At 50.7% G+C, this 16,017-nt stretch carries 14 protein-coding genes; 9 read left to right on the forward strand and 5 right to left on the reverse strand.

What is annotated here, in order from left to right:
- Window positions 1–210: 210 nt before the first annotated feature.
- A complete protein-coding gene (acnA, locus tag ACIS_RS01365; protein WP_041651395.1) occupies window positions 211–2,844 on the forward strand; it encodes an aconitate hydratase AcnA in 2,634 nt (877 codons plus the stop codon).
- A gap of 39 nt (window positions 2,845–2,883) precedes the next feature.
- On the opposite strand, the gene gatC is transcribed toward acnA, so the two are convergent.
- Window positions 2,884–3,204, reverse strand: a complete 321-nt coding sequence (gene gatC, locus ACIS_RS01370; RefSeq protein ID WP_012880456.1) for an Asp-tRNA(Asn)/Glu-tRNA(Gln) amidotransferase subunit GatC — start codon at window positions 3,202–3,204, stop codon at window positions 2,884–2,886.
- Window positions 3,201–4,172, reverse strand: a complete 972-nt coding sequence (locus tag ACIS_RS01375) for a ribose-phosphate diphosphokinase (RefSeq protein ID WP_012880457.1) — start codon at window positions 4,170–4,172, stop codon at window positions 3,201–3,203. The genes gatC and ACIS_RS01375 overlap by 4 nt, the downstream gene beginning before the upstream one ends.
- A 112-nt stretch (window positions 4,173–4,284) precedes the next feature.
- Between ACIS_RS01375 and ACIS_RS01380 the strand changes: the two genes are divergently transcribed.
- Entirely contained in the window at window positions 4,285–5,316 is a 1,032-nt protein-coding gene (locus tag ACIS_RS01380; RefSeq protein ID WP_012880458.1) for an Mrp/NBP35 family ATP-binding protein, read from the forward strand.
- Window positions 5,317–5,450: 134 nt separating this feature from the next.
- Here the strand turns inward: ACIS_RS01380 and ACIS_RS01385 are convergent, their stop codons facing one another.
- Window positions 5,451–6,035 carry a DUF2497 domain-containing protein gene (locus ACIS_RS01385; RefSeq protein ID WP_041651124.1) on the reverse strand — a complete coding sequence of 195 codons (585 nt, stop codon included), beginning with the start codon at window positions 6,033–6,035 and terminating at the stop codon, window positions 5,451–5,453.
- A 27-nt stretch (window positions 6,036–6,062) separates the two neighbouring features.
- On the reverse strand, window positions 6,063–7,289 hold the full coding sequence (locus tag ACIS_RS01390) for a TolC family protein (RefSeq protein ID WP_012880460.1): 1,227 nt from the start codon (window positions 7,287–7,289) through the stop codon (window positions 6,063–6,065).
- A 230-nt stretch (window positions 7,290–7,519) separates the two neighbouring features.
- On the opposite strand from ACIS_RS01390, the gene rplM reads away from it, so the two are divergent.
- From rplM to dnaN, 7 genes are all read left to right on the forward strand, one after another.
- Window positions 7,520–8,011 (forward strand): 50S ribosomal protein L13, encoded by a 492-nt coding sequence (gene rplM, locus ACIS_RS01395; protein ID WP_041651398.1) that lies wholly within the window; start codon window positions 7,520–7,522, stop codon window positions 8,009–8,011.
- Window positions 7,998–8,441, forward strand: coding sequence for a 30S ribosomal protein S9 (gene rpsI, locus ACIS_RS01400; RefSeq protein WP_012880462.1), 444 nt, complete (start codon window positions 7,998–8,000; stop codon window positions 8,439–8,441). The genes rplM and rpsI overlap by 14 nt, the downstream gene beginning before the upstream one ends.
- A 397-nt stretch (window positions 8,442–8,838) precedes the next feature.
- On the forward strand, window positions 8,839–9,372 hold the full coding sequence (gene ppa, locus ACIS_RS01405) for an inorganic diphosphatase (protein ID WP_012880463.1): 534 nt from the start codon (window positions 8,839–8,841) through the stop codon (window positions 9,370–9,372).
- Window positions 9,373–9,902: 530 nt separating this feature from the next.
- Window positions 9,903–10,550 carry an ECH_1013 family putative transcriptional regulator gene (locus tag ACIS_RS01410; RefSeq protein ID WP_012880464.1) on the forward strand — a complete coding sequence of 216 codons (648 nt, stop codon included), beginning with the start codon at window positions 9,903–9,905 and terminating at the stop codon, window positions 10,548–10,550.
- Between the two features lie 296 nt (window positions 10,551–10,846).
- Window positions 10,847–11,725, forward strand: a complete 879-nt coding sequence (locus tag ACIS_RS01420; RefSeq protein ID WP_041651401.1) for a response regulator transcription factor — start codon at window positions 10,847–10,849, stop codon at window positions 11,723–11,725.
- A 64-nt stretch (window positions 11,726–11,789) separates the two neighbouring features.
- The gene (locus ACIS_RS01425; RefSeq protein ID WP_012880466.1) at window positions 11,790–12,404 is read left to right on the forward strand and encodes a ribonuclease D; all 615 of its coding nucleotides are present in this window, start codon (window positions 11,790–11,792) and stop codon (window positions 12,402–12,404) included.
- A 221-nt stretch (window positions 12,405–12,625) separates the two neighbouring features.
- Window positions 12,626–13,765, forward strand: a complete 1,140-nt coding sequence (dnaN, locus tag ACIS_RS01430; protein WP_012880467.1) for a DNA polymerase III subunit beta — start codon at window positions 12,626–12,628, stop codon at window positions 13,763–13,765.
- A 364-nt stretch (window positions 13,766–14,129) separates the two neighbouring features.
- Here dnaN and glmS read toward each other — a convergent pair whose 3' ends face one another.
- Window positions 14,130–15,944 carry a glutamine--fructose-6-phosphate transaminase (isomerizing) gene (glmS, locus tag ACIS_RS01435; protein WP_012880468.1) on the reverse strand — a complete coding sequence of 605 codons (1,815 nt, stop codon included), beginning with the start codon at window positions 15,942–15,944 and terminating at the stop codon, window positions 14,130–14,132.
- Between the last annotated feature and the right edge of the window lie 73 nt (window positions 15,945–16,017).

Consider the following 16,017-nt stretch of genomic DNA (forward strand, 5'->3'; position numbering starts at 1 on the left):
GCTAACTGCGTATCCGCGAGTGTTCTACATGATACTTCCGTGATGACACGCATGTTAACGTTAAAAAAGTTAATTATCATATTAATTATGGGCATATCGCTGAGGCCAATGGTTTTGGTCTGCTGTTGATGAAAGGGTGACAGTATGGCGGATTTCTGTTACCCTGTCGAGAGGAAAGCGGCGCTTCAGTCACTTGTGCGGAGGTTGGGTATGACATGCTTGGATTCTCTACGGGCACGCAAGCAGTTGCGTGCAGGTGGAGGTTCTTACGACTACTACGCACTAGATGCTGTCTACCGAGACCTCGGTCTTAATGGAAACAAAATTCCGTTTGCGCTCAAGATTTTACTGGAAAATCTGTTACGTAACGAAGACGGTGTTCATGTTACGCTTGGTGACCTAAAAAAGTTGGCGCACTGTATCGACTCTGGTGCGGAGTGTGAAATAAATTTCATGCCAGTTAGGGTCATCATGCAAGATTTTACAGGGATACCTGTGCTTGTGGATCTGGCGACCATGCGTGATTACGTGCGAGAAAAAGGGGGGGACCCAAGCTTAATAAATCCGCAAGTTCCTGTAGACCTGGTAATAGACCATTCTGTACAGGTTGATTTCTACGGCACGCAGGATGCGTTGGCAAAAAACGTCGAACTGGAGATGTCGCGAAATTTGGAGCGCTATAAGTTCCTCAAGTGGGGACAATCCGCATTTAGTAACTTCCGTATAGTGCCGCCGTGTACCGGGATATGTCACCAGGTCAATCTCGAATATTTGGCCAAGATTGTGTGGAACCGTGGTGGAGTGCTGTGCCCGGACACAGTTATTGGGACTGATAGCCATACTACAATGATAAACGGGATTGCGGTGCTGGGATGGGGCGTTGGGGGCATAGAGGCTGAAGCCGCAATGCTCGGGCAGCCAATATCCATGAAGGTTCCCGAAGTGTTGGGGCTGGAACTGCACGGCAAGTTGCGTGAGGGTGTTACCGCGACAGATACTGTGCTGACAATCACTAACATTCTCAGAAAGAAGTGCGTGGTGGGGAAATTTGTTGAGTTTTATGGAGATGGACTCAAGAATTTATCTGTGTTTGACCGAGCCACTGTTGCAAATATGGCGCCGGAATACGGTGCAACTTGTGGGTTCTTTCCGTTTGATCAAGGCACGCTAGACTATCTGGATATCACTGGGCGCTCAAAAGAAGACATAGACATAGTCGAGACGTACATGCGTGCACAAGGTCTGTGGTACGAAGGCGGCAGCGAAGTGGCCTATTCGGATAAGCTTTCTGTGGATTTGGCGGATGTACGGCCCGTAGTTGCAGGGCCCAAAATGCCACAGGAAAGGGTTTTACTGTCTCAAGTTCCGCATACCCTGCCGGAGTGCGCACACAATAAGACCGAACACGGTTCCGCTGTAAAAAATGGAGATGTAGTTATTGCGGCGATTACCAGCTGCACCAATACCTCAAACCCGCATGTTATGGTTGCGGCAGGGCTTGTTGCGCGCAAAGCTAAGCAACTTGGCATAAGGCCAAAACCATGGGTTAAGACTTCACTCACTCCCGGTTCTAGGGTTGCCGAGGCGTACTTGCAAGCTTCTGGGCTGCAGGAGTGCCTGGATGACATGGGGTTTAATGTTGCTGGGTACGGATGTGCCACATGTATTGGGAATTCTGGCCCGCTTGCGCAGGAGATCGAAAGCGCAATCAAAGAGCGAGACCTGCTGGTAGCATCGGTATTATCTGGCAATCGGAATTTCGAGGGGAGAATACACCCCTGCGTCAAGGCTAATTTTCTCGCCTCGCCGCCCCTTGTTGTGGTCTACGCGTTGGCAGGTACAGTACTCCTAGATATAACCTGCGATCCAGTGTGCCAGGATTCCAACGGCAACAACGTTTTCTTACGCGATTTGTGGCCTTCAAGCCGTGAGATCGAAGAGGTAATCGCGAAGTTTGTATCCAGGGAAGTGTTCGAGGAGAAATACAAGGACGTCTTCAGTGGCGATGAGATTTGGAGGAGTGTTGAATCTAAAAGTGAGACAACATATAACTGGGAACCTGGGAGCACGTACGTGCAGAGCCCCCCCTACTTCAGGAGCGGAGCCAACAGTGATATGGTCGGCAGGAGGCTCAGCATGAGCGGAGCCAGGATACTGATGCTGCTTGGCAATAGCATAACTACTGACCACATTTCTCCTGCAGGCAATATTCCGGCGAACAGTCCGGCAGGTGAGTTTCTCATGTGCAGTGGTGTCCGAGAGCGAGATTTCAATTCGTACGGTGCAAGAAGGGGCAATCATCACGTGATGTTGCGCGGCACTTTTTCCAACATCAGAATAAAGAATGAGATGCTCGGTGAAGTGGAAGGTGGGTTCACCAGGCACATTCCAACAGAAAGGATTATGACGGTATTTGAGGCCGCTATGCTCTACAGAAAAGACAGTGTGCCACTGGTAATTATTGCAAAGCAGGGATATGGTGCAGGTTCTAGTAGAGACTGGGCGGCGAAGGGTACTCTGCTGCTTGGGGTAAGGGTGGTGATAGCGGAAGATTTTGAGCGTATACACCGATCCAACTTGGTGGGTATGGGGGTATTGCCACTGGTCTTTAAACGGGCCAGTGACAATGTGTTTTCTGGCAATGAAGTAATCGCACTAAGCGGCAATGTAGGCATTGGTGAGGAGATTACGTGTAAGATTCGTGATGCAGACGGTTCCGAGCGGGAAATTTCCTTACTGTGCGCAATAAACACTGCAATCGAGGAAGAGTATCTCGCTTCCGGGGGTGTACTGCACTACGTCCTGAAAGGGATGGTGGGAGAAAGTATCGGCAGTAACGCGTGAATCCGCGCGGGTGGGAGCGGGAGTTTGCGCCGTGTCCTCCTACTCTATGACCTTTTTCACAAAAAAGCACCCAGCCTCTGTACCCACTTCAGAGCAGGCAAGCACTTGGTCTCTCATCCCTCCATCATCTACGGTGTCGTGGCGCGTCTGTAACGGGCCAGGTGCCCCCCCATGTAGTACGGGATCTACGCCTGTTGTATCAACTTCAGACAGCATGTTAAACCACGCCACGACGCTGCCGAGCTCTTCACAATACCGGTCAATCTCGTGCTCTGATATCCTGAGCCTCACCAACCTGGCCGTTCTAGCGAGCTCTTCGCGCCCTACACATACAGCTGCTCTGTCTGAGGATTTCTTCACGCCCTGTGCCCCATGCAGTGCGATAGTACACAGTTCCCCAGAAGCCTGCTTACTGACAGGACCTTTATTTTGCCTTCAGAGAAGGATGCTCCGCTGCTAATAGTGTCTGTCACCACCAAAGAGTCCAGTTCCGACGCTTCTATGGCGTTAATCGCGCTTCCAGAGAACACACCGTGAGTTATGCGCGCATGCACACTCATAGCGCCTCTTGTTTTCAGGGCTGCGGCTGCGTTACAAAGTGTGCCTCCCGAGTCTACTATGTCATCCAAAATGAGGCAGTGCCTGTCCTTTACGCTGCCAACTACATGCACGACTTCGGACACTCCAGGACTTTCGCGGTACTTGTCAATGACTGCTACCTGCACGGAGTTGACTTTGTGCCCCTCTGACAGCGCACGAACGAACTCCCTCACTCTGGGCAGAGACCCACAATCAGGTGCTACGACTACAAGCTTTTCCAATATGTGGCTGTCCCCAATCTCCTCAACGAACAACCCTGACGCGGGCAAATTGGTGAACGGCATTTCGAAAAACCCAACTGCCTGGCTGGAATGCAGATCTACGGTGATCAGATGATCTATTCCAGATGTTCCGAGCAACTTTGCGATAACCTTGGAGCTGAGCGCTGACGTCACCATGCCATGCCCACCCGACACACGAGATGTTGCTCTGTCCTGCCGAGAATAGCACATGTAAGGCACCACGGCAGTTACCCTGTCTGGTGCACATACCCGCCGCACGACGTCTGACAACAACAACAGCTCCATCAAACTATCATTTGCAGGTTTGCACAAAGACTGCAAAAGCACCACATTCTTGTACGGTGCCACCGAAGCGCTATTTGGAAACTCAACGCTTATTTCTCCGTCTGCGAACCTAGAAATGCAAGGAGTAACCACGGGGAACCCCGTGACACTCGACAGGCTTGCAGCAAGGGCCGTAGCAGTGCTGCCGGGTACTATTACCATACTAACCAAACGTCGCAATTAACGAGCGCATGATAATTAGGTGCATCACAAAAGTAAACATGTTTTACCATACGTGGTACCATAACCCTTCACCCTGCTATGCGAAGTTGCAATGTTCACTGAACAAGATGTTAGAAAAATTCTGGAGAAGATTACGGATCCGGAAACAGGTAACAGCGTGGCTGACGTCGGTAAATTCTCTGTCACCCTGAACGGAAGCAATGTGGGCGTAATATTGGATATGCCCGAACGGGTTACTAAATCGTGGGAACAGCACTTCAAAGCAAAGTGTATACGCGAAATCCAGAACGGTATCGCTGGCGTATCAAGTGTAACGGTTGCGCTGGTGCGCAGAGGCGCGTCTAATGTGCCCAAGGTTAAGATCAAGGGAGTAAGCAACACGGTGTTAGTTGTTTCCGGTAAGGGAGGTGTAGGAAAGTCTACTATAGCGACTCAGATTGCTCTGTCTCTGGTACGGTGTGGGTACAGGGTTGCGCTGGTGGACGCAGACATTTATGGTCCCTCAATTCCGCACCTACTTGGGGCTGATGCCCTGGCGGGAATCGACCACGATGGCATGATAATGCCCCTGAAAAGTTTTGGGTTGAAAAGCATTTCGATTGGGAACCTTGTGGAGGACAAAAACAAGGCGATAGTATGGCGCGGTCCCATGCTTACTAAGGCAATAGACAAGCTTATGATGGGCACGAACTGGGGTGAGATAGACTACATGATAGTTGATACCCCGCCGGGTACTGGTGATGTGCATATCAGCCTTGCAAAGTTCGCTACGACCGGAGCAGTGGTGGTCTCCACCCCTCAGAGGCTGTCGGCATTGCAGGTCATGAAGACCTGTAACATGCTTGCGAATCTGAACATTAAACTATTGGGGGTCGTGGAAAACATGAGCTACTTTTTTGATGATGTATCTGGCTGCAAGACCTACGTGTTTGGCATGGGGGGAGCGCAAGATATAGCCAAGCTGACTGGGGCACCGTTTCTTGGTGATGTAAGAATTGACCCCGAGATTTGCAAAACCTCAGAAAGCAGGAACCCAACCGTGAGTAGCAAAGACTTACTAAATGCGTATGACAACATTACAAGAAATATGCTAACGAGCGTTGGCGAGAGCGTTGCAACATAGCCCCTCACGGACGGCCAGCAAGAGGAGCGGCGCACACACCAGTGCGGAGATTCGTACGCCAACCAGGGCCGCGCCTGCTGGCAATTTGGTAAAAGGGCAAGCCCGGCCTCTTGTGCCCCAACCGCACAAACCCCCTACTGCCGCTTGATCAACTTGCCGATCTCCCTCTCCACGATTTCCCTAACCAATCCTGGTAGGTTTTTGTTCAGCCAATCAGAAAGCTGAGGCCTCAGCGCACTGAGTGCAAGCTCTTCTACGGTGAGACCCCCGCTGTTGCCGTCTTCCACGGGACCAGCGGCTGCATGACCCTCAGTAACCATGGCGGCATCTACCAGCTTTTTTATCTCCTTGGTAGCTGCCTCTATGTTTTCCCGGGAGAGCAAGGTGTCCTCATCCACAGCAACGTCAGGAGCTGCGCCACCTGCGAAAGAGGCCAAGGACGAGCTCTCGGTAAGCTCCATGGAGCAACTTATCTGGCGTTGTTGGACCTCCCTTTCCACCGAACAGAAATTCTTAGAGTGGCGCACCCTACCCACGCTCTGCGTAACACCGACGCTGCCAGACACACTGGGGGCTTCTTTCTTGCAATGCACCACATCCAGATTTTCTGGGTTTTCTAGGTACATCACGTCATCATGCGCCTGGGAATCGCTAAGAATAACCCTCCTTATACTTGCAACAACATCACGTATGGACTGGAGACTGCTGGGACCACTCATAACAAGCACATCCTAAAGGTACGTGACCTAATTAATATTAAATTGCCCAATTAAGGCAAGCAAATTGTACTGACTCACAATCAACTCGCTGTGCGCGTTTATCGTGTTCACTCTTGCTTTGAGCAGCTCCTGTTCAACATCTAGTACATCCAAAGTTGTTTTTAAGTTCAGTTTTGCCTCCTGCTTTATTGCTTCCAGCGCTGTTTCTGTGAATCTGGCAGAATCACGTGCGGACTTCAATACAGACCTAGACGTCGCCAGGTTTTCCCAAGCCAGTACGATTGACTCCTCAATTTCCCGCATCTCCTCGCGCAAAGAATACAGCTTGTGTTGCCGAATTTTGTGTGCCCGGTCAATATCCATAAACCCCGTCCCTTGCTCAAAAAGCGCAAGCCGCAGCCGCACCTCTAATCGCTGTGATGCCTTTTCCACGCTCATACCCGGGAATAGCTCGGACGCAGATACGCTCAACGACGGAAGCAGCTTCTTAGCTGTTGCTATGGCCACATCGCGCTTTGATGCTTGATATAGGTACCTCGACAGCGTGAGAGCGAGATTACCCGACTTCGAGGCTTCTATGGCTTCCTGCAGTGATTCGGGAATCTGGAGCCTGTGCTTGGGATATCTTAGGTCTACTGGTTTTTCTCCCACTATGCGCGTGTAACTTGCCTCCATGGCTTTTAGCTTGCCTGCCGCACTCATGGCGTCAGATTTTGCAGCGGAAAACCTCGCCCTTGCTTGAGCCAACTCAGTTTTTGTAATCTCTCCCACTGAAAAACGTTTTTCTGCTGCAAGCATGTGTTGCTCGAACACCTTTACATTATTCTCGTTCAGTTTGTGTACTTCATATGCGGTTAGCACCCCCATGTAAGTCTTTATTGCGCTCAGAAGGGTTTTTTGTTTCTCTAGAGCCAGCCCTACATCCTGTGCATTGTGCAGATGTCTTGCCTTGTCAAGAGCAAGCGTCGCAGCGCCATCAAACATTGGTTGTGTGAGGGTTAAAGTAGACATACTCTGCGATGCATGCCTACCGTCCTTCTGTACGACAAAGTCATAGGTCACTCTGGGCAGGAACCCCCTGACAACTGCACTGGCTATCTCTCTTTTGGTAGCCAGGCTCCTATAGACGCCCGCCTTGATGGCATAATTGTTTTCCAGCGTCTTTTTCAACGCCTCGTCAAGCGAAGTCCCGTAGGCCCCGGAAGAGAGGGCAACCAAAAGGGCAGACGGAAGCAATAGAAATCCCATGCGCATAAGCAACCACCAACTACTGTTTGTTTCACCGTGCTATAGTTATGTAAAATCGCCGCCTGCGCAACATCTTAATCACTCCGCGTATTGGGTAGAGAGCGCGCTGCGTGGTCGCACAACTTATGCTGCTCGCCTTGTGCCTGTTCTTGGTCGCAGGGCTCAGTTTGAAATTGACAAGCGTGGGATATGGCGGTAGAGTGGCGGTGGTGCGTTTAGGTTTTTGTGATTTTACCATGGGTGTATTAGGTGCTAGGACTTTCTCTCTGAAGGCTGGCCAAGTGGACAAGCGTTGGGTGCTTATTGATGCTGACGGGGCCGTGGTCGGTAGGCTGGCGGCGTTTGTTGCTGGTGTGCTGCGCGGTAAGAACAAGCCTGAGTACACGCCTCACATGGACTGTGGAGACAACGTGATTGTCATAAACGCTGGTAGCGTCAGGTTTACCGGCAGTAAGCGTAAGAACAAGATCTATTACAGGCACACTGGGTACCCTGGTGGCCTGAAGAGCTGCACTCCCATGGATATCGAGCGCGCTGGTCGTCCCGAGAGAATAGTGGAAATGGCCGTGTGGAGGATGCTGGGCGATGGCCCGTTGGCGAGGCGGCGCTTTAAAAATCTCAAAGTGTACGCAGGCCCGGTTCATGGGCACGATGCTCAGAAGCCCGTGCCGCTGGACTTCGGTGCGGTGAACGTTAAGAATGTAAGGGGAAAGCATGACAGAGGATGAGGGAGCTGCCAGTACGGGCAAATCTGTTGCCAAGATAGATAAGTTTGGTCGCTCTTACGGCACTGGTAGCAGGAAGACTGCTGTTGCCAAGGTGTGGCTGAAGGTGGGGAGCGGTGTAGTCACCGTGAACGGTGTTGAGTGCGCTAAGTACTTCAAGAGGGAGTCCCTGTGCCGCAGGGTTCACGCTCCGTTTGGGGTTTCTTCTTCTGTCGGCTGCTATGACGTAAAGGCTGTGGTGTTTGGGGGAGGTATCTCTGGCCAGGCTGGGGCCCTGGCTCACGGTATCAGCAAAGCGTTAAAATGCATGAACCCCGCGCTGCATCCCGTTCTAAGGCAATCTGGTTTCCTAACCAGGGACTCCAGAGTTGTGGAGCGCAAGAAGTATGGTCAACACAAAGCTAGGAAAAAGTGCCAGTTTTCTAAGAGGTAATGGTTGGTCCCAGCGCCTAGGGGTGGTACTTGCCCTGTGGGTGTGGTTTTGGCGGTGCCAGGTGGTGCCGCGTGTGCTGTGGGTTCTCTAAGCTTGAAAGTGAGGGGTTCGTTGCGGATGTGCTCGGTGCATGGGTGTTTCACCCAGTGCTGTTGCGCTACTTAGCGGCGGTGTGGCGGTTGCCCGGAGTTTGATGGTTAGAGAGCCCACCGTGCGCGCAGCCGGTTTTGGGGCTGCTTTTCCTCTTTATTTCTCTTGCGGGTGTGGTAACATTGCCGCAATGTGCGTAACTGGCAGCGTGTGGCCTGTTTGGTTTCGGTGGAGGGTTTTTCCAGCCAGGGGCGGCCCAGCCGCCGGTTGCTGCTGCCTGTCTGCGTATGGTTGTGTGAGGTGGGTTGTGAACTTGAGTGCGATTGGTAGCGGGAAAAACGCCCCGGACGAGGTCAACGTTGTTGTTGAAATCAGCAAAGATTCACACCCTGTCAAATACGAGCTTGATAAAGATTGTGGGGTGTTCTGCGTGGATAGATTCTTACCTACAGCCATGTACTATCCCTGCAATTACGGGTTTGTCCCTGAGACTATCGCCGGCGATGGTGACCCTGTTGACGTTTTGGTGCTTACCAGATTTCCGGTCATAACTGGTGCTGTCATTTCCTCAAGGCCTGTAGGCGCTCTTATGATGAGCGATGAGTCAGGTGAGGATGTTAAGGTTGTAGCAGTACCGGTGCACAAGGTTGACCCTTACTATGACGGAATAAACAACTATTCCGATCTGCCGCAATCATTCTTAGATTCCGTGTCACACTTTTTCTCTTTCTACAAAAAACTCGAAAAGGACAAATTCGTTTCTGTTGGTGCGTGGAGAGACGCAGAATTTGCGAGGAGCCTCATACGTGCATCGATATCCTCTCATTCCGCTACCAGCTGAGCTTGCTGATTGCCGTACACCAGTGTGGTGGTGCACTGTAGCACAGATGCCAGGGTCGCACGTACCGGTGTGTGGGTTTGCTGTGCAGTTTACCATGTATAACGAAAGCCTCACCGAAGCTTGATTGGTGCAATGTGCAGCGGTGGATTCCTGGTAATACTGAGGTCTGAGTAGAACTGTCACCCGCGGTGATGCACAGTGATTGTGCGTGCACGTGTTGTCCGGCTGCGTTGCACGTGTTGAAACGGGAGTTGGCGTTTGTCACACGGCGTCTTCGAAGATTGAATTTATGCGGAGTTGTGGTGCAGTAGAGCGGGTCCCATTCGGATTTCCACGTTCTTTGCATCCGAATTAGCCTATTTACATTCCCACACGTATTAGTTTAGAGGGTTATATTATGCTATACCAGTGAATTTATTAACTTATTGTTGTGAAGTCATAATTTTGTATCGTGATTAGTGACATTAATGCTTGAGTTTATGTAGTGAAAATTGTACAAGCTGTATTTATGTTAACCATAAGGCGAATTTATGGAGAAGCAGGGTAGTTGTAGCACGATAGTAGCTAGGATAAGATCCCAGATGGATAAGATCGGGATAAATGCCCGTGAGTTGGCCGACAGGGCGTCCGTGGGGAAGTCCTTTGTGTATGATATACTGAGTGGGAAGTCTAGTAATCCCACTTCGAAAAAGCTTATGGCAATTGCTGAGGTGCTCCAGGTCCCGCTGGCCTACCTGGTCGGCAGTGATGACGGTTTGTATGACGTAGCCTCCGGTGGGATGCTGCCTGTTTACTACCTTGCGGAATCCGAGGATGAGGAGGAAAAGCATAACCATACGCGGTGTTCTAGGTTTTACATGCCTGCGCACACGAAGCTTCCCTTCAATGTGGAGAATTTGCGCTTCTATGATGTTAAGGGGGATAGCATGTCCCCGACACTCGTAGGGCAAGATGTTGTGTTGGTGGATGTATCCGATAGAATTGCCCATCCCGCCGGGGTGTTTGCCATACGGGACTCTATGGGGATCCTGATACGCAGGTTAGAGTATGTTCGGGACAGCCAGCACATAATGTTGCATGTGGTGTGTGATAACAAGAAGTATTCATCCTATGAGTGCCCGGTTGAAGATATTAAAGTTCTGGGGCGGGTGGTATGGTACGCCAGGGCTTTATGGTGACTATGCACGGAGCTTTTGTGCTCTGTATTAATAATGTGTTAACGCGTGTACTGGATGCTCGGCGCTCTTTGTGTTGCGGGTTGGAAAAGCCGGCTGCGCGGCTTATAACGGGGTCGCCCTGGTTGGCATGCTGCGGAGATTACTGTGTTGTATATGCAACACATTGGAAATATGTTATACATTTCTTGCAGTTATGCTTGATTCGCATAGTAGTATATGTGTTAATCTTTGGTGGGTGAGGGAATCTAGGTTTCTTCTGTTATGCCCGGGGTTCGTTGGGTTTTTGAGGTGTGGGTATGCGTATACTGTTGATAGAAGATGATGTTGCTTGTGCCAGGGCAGTGGAGGCTTCTCTGTCTTCAGAAGGGCATTTTTGTGAGACCATGGCCTCCGCTCAGGACTGTTACGGTAGCATAATTCCCAAGAATGACGACTACGATGTCGTGATACTGGACATTCACTTTCCTGGCAAGGTGGATGGCTATGACATATTGGTGAAGCTTAGGGAATCTGGAATAAAGGTCCCTGTTCTGATACTGTCCTGCATCTCCTCCGTGGCTCACAAAGTTAAGGGCCTCTACTACGGGGCCGACGATTACATCACGAAGCCTTTCCACAAGAGCGAGCTGCTTGCCAGGATCAAGGCCATAGTGCGGAGAACCAGGGGTCATCCGGAATCCATAGTGCGTGTGGGTAACATCTCCATAAACCTGGATCACAAGTGTGTCGAGTGCAATGGCGAGATTATCCACCTCACCAAGAAGGAGTATGGGATGATTGAGCTGCTATCTTCCCGTCTTGGCACTGTGCTTACAAAGGAAATGTTCCTGTCCCACCTGTATAGGGAGTTGGACGAGCCGTCCGACGACAAGATTATAGACGTCTTTATGTGTAAGCTGCGTAAAAAGCTTAAGGTGGCGAACGGTGGCAAAAATTACATAGAGACCGTATGGGGTAGGGGTTACGTGCTCAAAGAGTGCGCAAGTGATGATGAAGAAAGTGGCAGTAAGAGCTCTGGCGGCAGCGTTAGTAAATCCAGCGGTGATGACGCCAAGAGTGGCGGCAGTGGCGGAAAAGGTGCAAGGCCTGGATATAACAAGTGGCCGACTGAGGGTGAGCGCGGTGGCGCAGGAAACAAGGCGGAAGAGCGCAGGAATTATGCCGAAGAGGCCTAAGGGGGATTGTTTTTTTCGGAGTGTGTGTTAGAGTGAGGCCCTGTTAGTCAAAGCGGGGTGGTGCGTGGCTGTATTCGTGCATAACAATGACTTACCGGACGGTCTTGATCTGGGTAACGTTGTTGCTGTAGATACTGAGACCATGGGTCTTGTTTGTAGGCGTGATAGGGTGTGCTTGGTGCAGCTGTCTTCTGGTGACGGGGACGCGCATCTCGTCAAGTTTTCTGGTGACTATAGCGCACCTAATCTGCGGCGTATCGTCTCCAATCCTGATATTATGAAGATATTCCATTTTGCCCGGTTTGATGTTGCTGCAATACGCCACTGTTTCGGGATGTGGGCAACACCTTGTTACTGCACTAAAATCGCGTCGAGACTGGTAAGGACTTACACGAACCATCACGGGCTTAAGGATCTGTGTTACGAACTTCTGGGAGTGAAAATCAACAAGGCGCAGCAATCCTCCGATTGGGGTAGGGAGGTACTCACTTCTGAGCAACTGAGTTACGCGGCGGCCGACGTCATATATCTACATGATATCAAGAAAAAGCTCGATATGATGCTTGAGCGCGAAGACAAGCAAGATCTAGCCGAGTCTTGTTTCAAGTTTATTCCTGCGAGGGCAGAGCTGGATTTATTGGGTTGGGATGGGGTAGACATCTTTAGCCACCAAACATGACTTTGCAGTACGAGATTTGCCACGATTACGCCTTCTCTGCGTGCTGCGATCCAGGTTTCTAAGTGATGAGGTAATTCCAGTGCATGCGGCGGCACAGCGGCCTCTGTTATACTGTTGTGTATAATGTAATAGGGGGGGTGCTATCGCTGTTGCACCCTAACTGGGGGAAGTCACGGGTTGTTGACATGAGGGCTGGTTGCGTTTAGAATCCTCAACTCTGTATGGTGCTTATGGATATCGAAGTGGGTGGTGGGTTGGAATGCAGTATAAGTAGGGAGGATTTGCTGCAGTCCCTGGCCTACGTCAGCAGCGTGATAGAGAGGCGCAACAGCATAGCTGTGTTGTCATGCGTCAGGGTGGAAGCCAAAGATGGTGTTGTTGAACTGTCTTCGACGGACCTTGATATTTCAATAGAAGCGTGCGTTAATGCCAGCGTTGTTCATAAGGGAGTCGTAGTCGCATCCGCTCAGTTGTTGTATGACATTGTCAGGAAGCTTTCGGGTGATTGCGCGGTTGGCTTCAAGATGAGCGATGGGCGGCTGCTCGTTGAATGCGGAAATGCCAAGTTCTTTCTCCATGTTGTGGCGCCGGAGAAGTTCCCCGCAATCGAGGGCGGCGAGGTTGACTGCGGTTTTGACATGCAGGTTTCCCATATTGCCGAGTTGCTCAACAAGACAAAATTCTCCATGTCCGTTGAGGAGAGTAGGTATAACCTCAGGGGTGTCTACATGCATGTTGCGGAGGATATGTTGTGCTGTGTGGCGACCGATGGGCACCGCTTGTCGCTTGCGAAGGTGAATAGGCCGGAAGGCCTGCAGCCTGATATCGGCGTGATTGTACCTAGGAAGACAGTAAATGAGCTTTTGAAAATAATAGGTGGCGGTGGGGATGCGTCACAAGTTGTGTCTGTAAGCATTTCACAGCGCAAGATATGCTTCAGGTACAAGGGATATTTCATGGTTTCCAAAGTGGTTGACGGGGTATTTCCGGACTACTTATCTATAATTCCGCAAGAGAGGGGTGCGAGCGTATCTATGGATGCGTGCTCTCTTCTTAGCGCTGTGGATCGGGTTTCTGTGGTAGTTTTTGATAAGGTGAAGGCCATTAAGCTGTCATTCGCCTCCGGTCGGCTGACTCTCAGCTCCGCATCGTCCGATCAGGGTGATGCCAGGGAGGAGCTTGAGGTAGATTACAAAGGTGATGAAGTCACTATTGGGCTCAATGCCAGGTATCTTATTGAGGTGCTGGGTTGCATGAAGGGGGCCTGTGAGGTCGTATTTCAGGATGGTAACACTGCCGTGCTGATTCAGGACAAGGAACCCGGCGGCTCCATGCACATAATAATGCCTATGAGAATATAGTTGCGCTGGCGCGTAGGTGTCAGACGCTTGATTTTCAATACTATCGGTGTTTTCGTGCTTAGTTGGAGTGGTTATGGCGCAACAACCGCTCCCCTCGTGCTTCGGGATTTGGCGTGCTTGCCACCCTTACCTGCCATATGTTGTTCTTCCTCAACATGGCTTGATTACTTACGTGTGACTGTTGCGGCAAGATACTGTCGCTGTTGCGCAACATCCGGTGCCCGGGTGATGCATTTTTGTCCAAGAGCTACTTGAAGCCGCCACGCTAAAGCGCCGGAATGCATGCTATGCCGCACTCGTCATGTGGGCGGGCAGACCAAAAGTGTTGTGATGTGCTGATTAAAATCCGGTATGGGCTGAGTTTCTACTCCACGGTGACTGACTTTGCCAGATTGCGGGGTTGATCAGCATCCAACCCCTTCTTGACGGCAATGCTGTACGCGAGGAGCTGTGCAGCTATCGTATATACTATAGGCAGGGAGAAAGCATTCGTCTCAGGCAGCTCTACCACTGCCCTGCACAGATGTTTCAGTTTTTGTGCCCCCTTTCTGTCCGTAAAGGCCACGACTATACCCTTTCTTGCAGATACTTCCTGTATGCTCACCAGGTTTTTGGTGAACGTCTCGTTATATGGTGCAATGGCTATGACGGGAAGAGATTCATCCACAAGTGCTATTGAACCATGCTTCAGCTCTCCAGACGCGATACCTATGGTGTGAATGTAGGACAGCTCCCTAATTTTTAGCGCAGCCTCCAGCGCAACTCCGTAGCAGGTGCCTCTACCCATTATTATTACACGATTGTAGTGCAATATTAGGTTGGCTACAGACTCTATTGAGGTTCCGAGAGCCTCTGACGCGTGTTGCGCCACACATTGCAGTGCTTCCAACAACTGCTCGTATGTGCTTTGTGCTATGACACACCTGACTTTTGCAAGCCACAGAGAAAAGCACGCTAGCACAGCCAATTGTGCAGAAAAAGTTTTGGTTGATGCGACACCAACTTCCGGTCCTGCGAGGATCTTTAGGGCAATATCTGATATACTCTCCATGCTGTTTCGCGGGACGTTAGTCAAGCTAATAACCGTGCTATGTTGCCTTCGTGCGTGGCGCAAAGCCGCCAGGGTATCAGCAGTTTCTCCGGATTGAGATATGAACAAGAACACGTCGTTTTCTGATATCTGCATCCGATGGTAGCGAAACTCCGATGCTATACTTAACAGCACTCTGATGTTCGCTATGCTTTCCAACCAATATTTTGCGATTAGGCCGGCCATATAGGATGATCCGCTTCCTACTATTGTCAGGTGGGTTAAGGATTTGAATAAGTCTGCATTACATGCGAACTCGACGCTGCCATAGCTGATAAACTGGTCAATCGTATCACGTATGACCTTGGGTTGTTCGTGGATCTCCTTTAGCATGAAATGTTCATACGGTGCCTTGTCGGTGCTTGTGCTGGGTGCGCTGATGAGTATTGTTTCGTAGTTGAGCGCCTCATCACTCTCGTTATATATCCTAACGTCATTGAGCGAAATTTCGGCTATGTGATTGTCTTGCAGATAACAAATTCTCTGTGCATACTTGCTCAAGACATATTCGTCTGAAGATACCAGGTTGGCGTCGGTGCCGCAGCCAACGACTAAGGGTAACATTCTGCAGGTTGCCAGCAAGCTACTGTGCCCCGCCAACATAAATATGACTGCAAAACTGCCTTCTATCTCTTCCAGCGCTTTCCGCACCGCATATCTTGGGGGCAATCCAGCTTGCAGCAGTGACCCGACCAGGTGGGGTATAACCTCTGTGTCTGTATCCGTGCAGAATCTGCTGCCATTGGCCTCAAGACGCTCTCTAATTGACGGATAGTTCTCAACAATTCCGTTGTGGACGACCGCCACCTTGCCCACGCATATGGGGTGCGCATTTTCAATTTTTGGAACCCCATGCGTAGCCCACCTCGTATGCGCTATACCAACATTCCCCTGCAGCGCACCTTCCCCTGAGGACACAAGCTCGCTCAACCTGGCAACCTTGCCGCACGAACGCCTAACCTGAATGCCGCCGCGGTCCAAAACCGCGATTCCGCATGAGTCATACCCCCTATACTCAAGCTGGCGCAGGCCGCACAGCAACAAGGGAACTGCCTGGCAGCTGCTAACGACTCCTAACACACCACACATAAGGACACCCAATTGAGAATAGGGATAAGCAAGGCCACTCACCAATCCGTTGTTCGGGGCAAAGGGACGCAGG

The organism is Anaplasma centrale str. Israel (genome assembly GCF_000024505.1).
Lineage (GTDB): Bacteria > Pseudomonadota > Alphaproteobacteria > Rickettsiales > Anaplasmataceae > Anaplasma > Anaplasma centrale.